Origin of the sequence: Streptomyces calidiresistens, from assembly GCF_014141525.1 — a bacterium.
In the GTDB taxonomy this organism is placed as follows: domain Bacteria; phylum Actinomycetota; class Actinomycetes; order Streptomycetales; family Streptomycetaceae; genus Streptomyces; species Streptomyces calidiresistens.
Genome location: NZ_VKHS01000236.1, coordinates 1 through 6,837, shown reverse-complemented (window position 1 = coordinate 6,837; position 6,837 = coordinate 1). Strand labels below are relative to the sequence as shown.

The following is a 6,837-nucleotide window of genomic DNA, read 5'->3' as shown; positions in this document are numbered from 1 at the left end:
CCCCCGGGTTCGCCCCCGCGGCGTCGGCGGGGAGGCGACCGGGGTCCCCGGGAGGAGTTTCGTCGGAGCGAATCCGGCGTCCGGAGCAGGCGCTAGGGTGAGCGCTGTCCGACGCCGTCCACCGAACCGGGGCCCGCACCTCGATGTCTGAGCAGTCCGCCCACCCAGAATGTCCCCGGCACGTCGTCACCGCCGTGCTGGTCTCCCACGACGGCGCGCGCTGGCTCCCCGACGTCCTCGCGGGGCTGACCGGTCAGGAGCGCCCCGTCCAGGACGTCATCGCCGCCGACACCGGCAGCGCGGACGAGTCCGCCGCCCTCCTCGCCGAGGCCCTCGGACCGGACCGCGTCCTCCACCTGGCCCGTCGCACCTCCTTCGGCACGGCCGTCGCCGAGGCCCACCGCACCGCACCGGTGCTCGGCCCCGACGACCTGCCCTACCTGCGACGCCCCGAGGCGTGGAACCCCGTCACCCGCAGCTGGGACACCAGCGTCTACGACCTGCCCGAACTGCCGCACGGCGAACCCGTGCACTGGCTGTGGCTGCTGCACGACGACGCCGCCCCCGAACCCGACGCCCTGGCCCACCTGCTGCGCGAGGCCGAAGAACACCCGGACGCCGTCATCCTCGGCGGCAAGCTGCGCAGTTGGTACGACCGCCGGCAACTCCTGGAGACCGGCGTCTCCATCGCCTCCAGCGGACGCCGCTGGACCGGCCTGGAACGCCGGGAACAGGACCAGGGCCAGCACGACGGCACCCGACGGGTCCTGTCCGTCTCCAGCGCCGGCATGCTCGTGCGCCGCGACGTCTTCGAGGAACTCGGCGGCTTCGACCGCCGACTGCCCCTGATGCGCGACGACGTGGACCTGTGCTGGCGCGCCCACACCGCCGGTCACGACGTGCTGGTCGTCCCCGCCGCCGTCCTCCGGCACGCCGAGGCCTCCGCCCGCGAACGCCGCTCCATCGACTGCGCCGGCCGACTCGGCGGCAGCCCCCACCGCGTGGACAAGGCCGGGGCCGTCCACACCCTGTTGGTCAACACCCCCGGTCGCCGTCTGCCCCGGGTGCTGCTGCGCCTGATCGTCGGCACCCTGCTGCGCGTGGTGGGCTACCTCCTGGGCAAGCAGCCCGGTCGCTCCCTGGACGAGATCGGCGGTCTGCTCGCGGTGCTGCTGCGCCCCGAACGCGTCCTGGCCGGTCGCCGGGCCCGCTCGCGCGCCGCCGCCCCCGACCACGACCCGGCCGAACTGCGACCGCTCTTCCCGGCCGCCGGCGCCACCGTCAAACTCAGCCTCGACCAGGCGATGTCCACCGTCTCCGGCCGCTTCGGCTCCGGGGACACCGGCTCCGGCGGACGCCACGGGGGCGTGGAGTCCGGCCCCTCCGACGACGACGCCGACTCCCTGGAGGTCGAGCAGTTCGCCCGCGTCCGCCGGCTCGCCCGGCGACCCGGCCCCGTCCTGTTCCTCCTGCTGCTGCTCGCCTCCCTCTTCGCCGGCCGCGCCCTGCTGGGCGGCGGTGCCCTCGGCGGCGGTGCCCTGCTCCCCGCCCCGGCCGACGCCGGCGAGCTGTGGGCCCGCTACCTCGACACCTGGCAGCCGCTGGGCATCGGGGGCACCGCCTCCGCACCGCCCTGGATCGCCTTCGTGGCGACCCTCGGCACCCTCTTCCTCGGCTCCCTCGGGCCGGTGCTGACCCTGCTGTTCGTCCTGGCCGTACCGCTCGCGGGAATCAGCGCCTACCTGTGCGCGGGCCCGCTGGTGCCCTCCCGGGCGCTGCGCGCCTGGGGTGCGGTCGCCTACGCCCTGCTGCCGGCGGTGACCGGTGCCGTGGCCTCCGGCCGCGTCGGCACGGTGCTGCTCGCCGTGCTGCTGCCGCCCATGGCCCGCGCCGCCCTCGCCGCCCTCGGCCCCGGCGCCGCGCCGGGGCCGTGGCGCGCGGTCTGGGCCACCGCCCTGCTGCTCACCGTCACCACCGCCTTCACCCCCGTGACGTGGCTTCTCGCCGCCGTCCTCGGGGTCCTCGCCCTGGTGGTCGCGATCCGACCCGGCGGCTCCGGAGCCGCCGCGCGCGGCGCGGTCCTCGGTCGGCTGGCCGCCGTGCTGTTCACCCCGCTGCTGGTGCTCTCCCCCTGGTCCTGGCGGCTGTTCGCCGATCCCTCCCGGCTGATCCGGGAGGCCGGTGTCGCCCCGGCGATCGAGCCCGCCGACGCCTTCCAACTGCTCACGCTCAGCCCCGGCGGCCCGGGCACCACCGGGGCCTGGGTACTGGTCGGCATCCTGCTGGCCGCCCTCGCGGCCCTGCTGCGCGCCGACCGTCGCACCGCCATCGGCACCGCCTGGGCCGTCGCCCTGCCGGCCCTCCTGATCGCCGTCTGGGCCAACACCGACGACACCGCCTGGCCCGGCCCGGCGATGCTGCTCGCCGGCCTGGCCCTCATCGGCGCCGCGATGGTCGGGGCCGACGGCGCCCGCCACCGGGTCGCCGAACAGAACTTCGGCTGGCGGCAGCCGGTCGCGGTGCTGATCGCCGCCGCCGCCGCGCTCGGCCCGCTGCTCGCGGTCGGCGCCTGGATGCTGCGCGGCGCCGACGGCCCCCTGGAGCGGGGCAACCCCGGTCAGGTCCCCGCCTTCGTCGCGGAGGAGAGCGGCACCGGCGACCGGGCCCGCACCCTGGTCCTGGCCGGCGAGGGCGAGGATGCCGAGGGCGCCCCCCTGCGCGTGGACTACACCGTCCTGCGGGGCTCCGGGGCCCGCCTCGGCGACGCCGACATCACCGACCTCATGCCGTCCGACGGGGCGCTCGACCGCGCGGTCGGCGAACTCGTCGCCGGGTCCGGCGCCGATCAGACCCTGGTGCTGGCCGGGTACGCGGTGCGCTACGTCATCGTGCGCGACGGCTCGCCCGCGGAACTCCACCGCGTCCTGGACACCACCCCCGGCCTCAAGCGGCTCAGCCAGGAGGACGGCAGCGCCCTGTGGCGGGTCGAGCGGGTGATGGCCCGGGCCGTGATCGTGCCGCCGGGCGAGAACGGGAACGGCGAGTGGGAACGCGTCCCCGCCGGCCCGGTCGCGATCGACACGGAGATCCCCGCCGGCCCGGACGGCCGCGTCCTGCGCCTGGCCGACGCCTCCGACCCCGGCTGGTCGGCCACCCTGGACGGCGAGCCGCTGACCCGCACCCGCCTCGACGGCTGGGCCCAGGGCTTCGAACTGCCGGAGAACGGCGGTCGGCTGGAGGTCACCTGGAACTCCGGCCGCCTGCACACCGGATGGGTGTGGACCCAGGGCTTTCTGCTGCTGGTGCTCACCGTGCTGGCCCTGCCCGGCCGGCGCCGTGAACTCGACGACGACCTCCCGGAGGCGGAGGCGGCGCCCGTCGGCGGTCGGCGGGCGGCCAGGGCCGCCGCCGCCGCGGCCGCGGCGGCGGACGGTGCCTCCGGGAACCGCGCCGGTGACGAGCCCGTTCCGGTGCCGGGCCCCCGCCCGCACGAGGAGCCCGAGTTCGACGCCTTCGGCAACTCCGGTCCCGCGCCGGTGCCGGGCCCCCGACCGGGGGCCCCGGAGCCGGCCGAAGCCGACCGGTGGGGGCGGCCCCCGCAACCCGCCGGGGGCGGCCCCGTCCGGGACGACTGGACGAACGCGGGCGGCGCCGGCCACGGCTGGGAGGGACCGGCCGACGGCGGGTACCCGCAGCCGGCCGGGGCGCCGCCCCGGGACGCGGACGGGTACGGCGAGCCCCATCCCGGCGCCTACGGCGGAGGACACCCCGGAGGGCATCCCGGGGGCTACGGCGAGGGCTACGGCGAGACCCGCCCCGACGCCTACGGCGAGGGGTACGGGACCGACCCGTACGGCACCGGCCGGCCCGACGGGAACACCGACGGCTACCCCTCCGACTACGACTACGGCGGTCCCCGGTGACCCGCCCCGCGCCGACCGGCGGTCCCGCCGGCGAGCCCGCTCCCGCCCGATGACCCCCGCGACCCCCCGATGACGGAGAGATCGATGCGCAGCACACCGGCGCTGTCCCTGCTCGCCGTGGGCGTGGCACTCGCCGCCGTCACCGGCCTGGCCGGACTCGGCGACGACCCGGCCGCCCCGCGTCCGGCCGGCGAGACCGCCCGCGTCCCCGTCGAGCGCACCACCCTGATCTGCCCGCAGCCCACCCGTGGGGAGGGCGCCACGACCTGGTACACCGCCTTCACCCCCGTGGCGGAGGGACCCGCCGACGGACCGTTGGGCGGCGCGGAGTTGACCCCGGCCCTCGAGCACCGCACGGGCGGGGATCCGACGGACGACGCCGAGGACTCAGAGGACTCAGAGGACACGGACGACTCCGAGGACGGGGACGACGGGGAGGACTCCGAGGACACGGACGCCGAGGAGGACGCCGACGCGGACGCCGCGGACGCCGCGGACGCCGGGGACGATGCCCGGGCGCCCGCCGCCGAGGGCGTGCTCGCCCTGGAGGAGCCCGGCACCCCCGTCGCCGACTCCACCAAGGACGCCGACGCGCCCGCCCTCTCCGGCACCGCCTCGGGCCGGCTCGCCCCCGGCTGGACCGTGCAGCAGACCACCCGGGTGCCCTCCGGCCCCGGCCGCGGGCTGCTCGGCACCGCCTGCCAGACCCCGGACACCGGCTTCTGGTTCGCCGGCGCCTCCACCGTGGACACCCGCACCGACTACGTCCACCTGATCAACCCCGACGACTCGGCGACCGTGGTGGACATCGAGCTGTACGGGGCGGAGGGCCGGTTGGAGAACCTCTTCGACGAGGGCGTCACCCTGCCCCCGAACCGCAGCGTCCCGGTCCGCCTCTCCACCCTGACCGAATCCGCCGAGACCAACCTGGTGGTGCACGTCACCGCCCGCACCGGTCGGATCGGCGCGCAGATCGAGGCCATCGACGAGCAACTGGGCACCGACTGGCTGCCCGCGACCACGGCCCCGGCCGCCGGGCCCGCCCCGATCGTCCTGCCCGGCATCCCGGAGGACGCCGAGACCGTCCGGCTGGTCGCGCTCAACCCCGGCGACACCGACACCACCTTCGGCATCCGCTTCGTGGGCCCCTCCGCCACCATCACGCCGGCCGGCAACGAGTCCGTCCACCTGCGGTCCAACCTGCTGGAGTCGGTGGACCTGGGCGACGTGACCCGGGGCGAGGCGGGGGCCCTGCTGCTGTTGCCGCCCGAGGGCGTCGAGGGCGTGTCCGTCATCGCGGGTCTGCGCATCACCCGCGGCGAGGGGGACGAGCAGGAGATGGCCTTCGTCTCCGGCACCGCCCCGCTGGAACGGCGCGCGAGTTCGGCCGGCAACACCGACAAGGGCACCGAGTTGTTCCTCACCGCGCCGGGGGAGGACGTCGAGGTCACCGTGACGCTCTCGCCCGGCACCGACGGCGGTGCCGCCGGCACCGAGACGCACACCGTCCCGGCCGGCACCACGCTGGCCGTCGCCCCGGCGGTCGCCGACGACCTGGAGGGCCGTTACGCCCTGACGGTCGAGCGCACCGGCGGCGGCCCGCTGTACGCGGCCCGCTCGCTGACCATGACCACCCGGGACATCCCGATGTTCACCATCCAGTCGATCCCGGACGACCGGTCCACGGTGCAGGTGCCGGAGACCGGCCGGGACCTCGGGGTCCTCACCCGCTGACCGGGGCCGCGGCGGGGAGCGGGCACGACGCCGCTCACTCCTCGCCGTAGCGCGGGTCCACCGATTCCGGGGCCAGCCCCAGGAGGTCGGCGGCCTGTTCCACCACCACCTCGTGCACCAGGGCGGACCGTTCGTCCCGCCCCCGGCTGCGCAGCTCGATCGGACGGCGGTAGACCAGGATCCGGTCCGGCCGGCCGTCGCGCCCGCGCAGCACCCCGCCCAGCGGCACGGAGTCCGACCCGGCGGTCCCCGCCGGCAGCTCGCCGGCCGGCGGCACCTCCAGCACCTCGAACTCCACCCGGGCCAGTTGCGGCAGGCGCCGGCGCAGCCGGTCGGCGGAGTCCTCGACCAGGCCGTGGAAGGTCTCGGCCCGGGTCACCGCCAGCGGAACCCGGGGCGGCGCGATGGGGCCGCGCATGCCACGACCGTGCCGGTCCCGGTGCCGGCGTCGTCCGGGCGGTGTCGCGGATGTCCCGCTGCGGTCGTCCATCGTCTCCGACCATAGATGAAGCCGATCGGCGGCAGGAGGACGCCCGCGCCGGCGGAGGGGGTGACTTCCGGACGAACTTCCGGACGAAACGGCACGATGCGACCATGTCCCGGCCGTCCCCGCACGACACGGGAGGGTGACGGGGCCGTCATGCGTCGCGACCCGCTCAGGAGTGCGGTACGGTCCAACATCGTGAGCCCCGTACGTCGCTGTTCGCGAACCGCGTGCGGCCGTCCCGCCGTGGCGACGCTGACGTATGTCTACGCGGACTCCACGGCGGTCCTCGGTCCCCTCGCGACCTATGCCGAGCCCCATTGCTACGACCTGTGCGCCGAGCACTCCGAGCGGCTCACCGCGCCGCGCGGCTGGGAGGTCGTGCGCCTGGCGCCGGATCCCCGGGCCCCGCGTCCCGTCGGCGACGACCTGGAGGCCCTCGCGGACGCCGTCCGCGAGGCGGCCGGGCCACCCCGGCAGGCCTCCCCGGAGGAACGCGGTCGCGGCCGTGAACGTGACCGGGACCAGGATCGCGAGCGGGAGCGCTCCCGCGAACGCGGCCGGGACCGCACCGGCCGCGCACCCTCCCGGGGCGCCGGCGAGCCCACCGAGGTCGTCCGCCGCGGGCACCTGAGGGTGCTGCGTTCGCCCGACCCCTGACCCGCCCGGACCGCGGGCCGGCGCGCCCCCCGGGCC

Annotated in this window: 4 protein-coding genes; 3 read left to right on the top strand and 1 reads right to left on the bottom strand. The window is 76.7% G+C overall.

The window, feature by feature from the left end; all coding sequences use genetic code 11:
- Nucleotides 1–143 precede the first annotated feature (143 nt).
- On the top strand, nucleotides 144–3,923 hold the full coding sequence (locus FOE67_RS11985) for a glycosyltransferase family 2 protein (protein ID WP_182663413.1): 3,780 nt from the start codon (nucleotides 144–146) through the stop codon (nucleotides 3,921–3,923).
- A gap of 84 nt (nucleotides 3,924–4,007) precedes the next feature.
- The gene (locus FOE67_RS11980) at nucleotides 4,008–5,657 is read left to right on the top strand and encodes a DUF5719 family protein (RefSeq protein ID WP_182663411.1); all 1,650 of its coding nucleotides are present in this window, start codon (nucleotides 4,008–4,010) and stop codon (nucleotides 5,655–5,657) included.
- A 34-nt stretch (nucleotides 5,658–5,691) separates the two neighbouring features.
- Here the strand turns inward: FOE67_RS11980 and FOE67_RS11975 are convergent, their stop codons facing one another.
- Nucleotides 5,692–6,075 (bottom strand): metallopeptidase family protein, encoded by a 384-nt coding sequence (locus tag FOE67_RS11975; protein ID WP_438874209.1) that lies wholly within the window; start codon nucleotides 6,073–6,075, stop codon nucleotides 5,692–5,694.
- A 222-nt stretch (nucleotides 6,076–6,297) separates the two neighbouring features.
- Between FOE67_RS11975 and FOE67_RS11970 the strand changes: the two genes are divergently transcribed.
- A complete protein-coding gene (locus FOE67_RS11970) occupies nucleotides 6,298–6,801 on the top strand; it encodes a DUF3499 domain-containing protein (RefSeq protein ID WP_182663407.1) in 504 nt (167 codons plus the stop codon).
- Nucleotides 6,802–6,837 lie beyond the last annotated feature (36 nt).